The sequence below is a fragment of the Streptomyces sp. NPDC002130 genome, assembly GCF_040296465.1.
Classification (GTDB): Bacteria; Actinomycetota; Actinomycetes; order Streptomycetales; family Streptomycetaceae; genus Streptomyces.
In genome coordinates this window covers 1-1,437 of sequence record NZ_JBEOXI010000829.1, presented here as the reverse complement: position 1 = coordinate 1,437, position 1,437 = coordinate 1, and the positions used below count along the sequence as shown (strand labels likewise).

Genomic DNA, 1,437 nt, shown 5'->3' with positions numbered 1-1,437 from the left:
CGGTCGATGGCGTACGAGATGGCCTGCCGCACCTTGGGGTCGTCGAACGGCTTGACGGTCGGGTGCTGGTGAAGAACAAGATCGGTGTCACGGTCGAGGTGAACGTGCTCGAACCGGGCGGACTCGAACGCTCGATCGGTAAAGCGCGTCGTCTGATCGACCAACGTCCGAAGGACTGAAACTACTCCAGGGCCATGCGGGTGGCGAAGATTCCGAGAATGCCACCAGCTAGCCATTTCTGAGCCCGCATCCACACCGGACGCGCCATGAGGAAGGTCGACACGGCTGCCGCACAGCACACGATCAACGCGTTGACGGTGACTGCGACCAGGATCTGCACGCCGCCGAGTACGAGTGCCTGTTGCCAGACCGGACCCGCAGTGGGATCGACGAACTGGGGGATCAGTGCCGCGTACATCAGAGCGATCTTGGGATTGAGCAGATTCGTGGTCAACCCCATCCCGAACAGACGGCCGCTACCGTGGCGGTCGACCTCGCCCACCTCGAAGGCGGACTTCCCACCTGGTCGGAGTGTCGACCAGGCGAGATAGGCCAGATACAGGGCGCCGCCGATTTTCACCGCGGTGAACACCGTGGGTACGGCGAAGAGAACCGCCGTCAGCCCGGCACACGTGGCGGCGAGGTAGACCAGGAAACCGGTTGCGACTCCGGCGAGCGAGATCAAACCTGCCCGGCGGCCCTGGCTGATGCTGCGGGACACCAGGTAAATCATGTTGGGGCCCGGTGTCAGAACCATCGCCAGGGCGATCAGCGCGACTCCCGTCATCGACGCTGACGTGATCATGTCGGTCTCCCACTACTCGATCTGGATATTCCGTCGAGTACACAAGGGGTTACCGTGGCAGGCCAAGGTCCAGTTCGCAGACAGTGGTCCGCTCAGGTATTGGCCCAGCTGTCGGGACCGAAGACCTCGTAGTGGATATTCTGCGCCGGGACGTCGCGTTCGAGCAACGATGCGCGCATCGCCAACATGAACGGCATCGGCCCGCAGAGGAACGCCTGGGTATCCGGCTCTACGGTGATGTCACGCAGATCGGCTCGGCCTTCGTGAACCGATCCGAAGGGCACATGCGTGCCGAGGTCCTCGTACCAGCGGTGCAGGGTTGCTGCGGGAATCTTGTCGACGAGCGTGCTGAGTTCTGCTCGGTGAGCATGATCTGCGATGGATCGATCAGCATGAATGACGGAGACGGGACGCTGTGCGCCGGTATCGGCAAGATGATTGAGCATGCCGATCATCGGTGTGCAACCGATTCCGGCCGATGCGAGCAGGAGCGGTGAGTTGTCGTCCGGCATGGTGAGATCGCCGAAAGGTGTGGTGACGGAGAGTTCTTGACCTTCGAATACGTTGTTGTAGAGGAAGTTCGATACTTCACCGTCGGGAGTTCCGGAGATTCGCTTGACGCTGATCCGCCA

Annotated in this window: 2 protein-coding genes and 1 pseudogene; 1 reads left to right on the top strand and 2 read right to left on the bottom strand. The window is 61.6% G+C overall.

Annotated elements, in window-relative coordinates; all coding sequences use genetic code 11:
- Positions 1-62: 62 nt before the first annotated feature.
- Positions 63-179: an acyl-CoA synthetase family protein gene (locus ABT116_RS46045; protein ID WP_351647154.1), complete on the top strand. Its 117-nt coding sequence runs from the start codon at positions 63-65 to the stop codon at positions 177-179.
- A 2-nt stretch (positions 180-181) separates the two neighbouring features.
- Here ABT116_RS46045 and ABT116_RS46040 read toward each other — a convergent pair whose 3' ends face one another.
- Together ABT116_RS46040 and ABT116_RS46035 are read right to left on the bottom strand one after the other, a co-directional pair.
- Positions 182-805 carry a LysE family translocator gene (locus ABT116_RS46040; RefSeq protein ID WP_351647152.1) on the bottom strand — a complete coding sequence of 208 codons (624 nt, stop codon included), beginning with the start codon at positions 803-805 and terminating at the stop codon, positions 182-184.
- Positions 806-897: 92 nt separating this feature from the next.
- A pseudogene (locus ABT116_RS46035) lies at positions 898-1,437 on the bottom strand (hemin transporter); the annotation flags it as partial.

Coding starts and splice junctions, on each gene's coding strand:
- ABT116_RS46040 (WP_351647152.1), bottom strand. CDS start 805: ATGATCACGTCAGCGTCGATGACGGGAGTCGCGCTGATCGCCCTGGCG.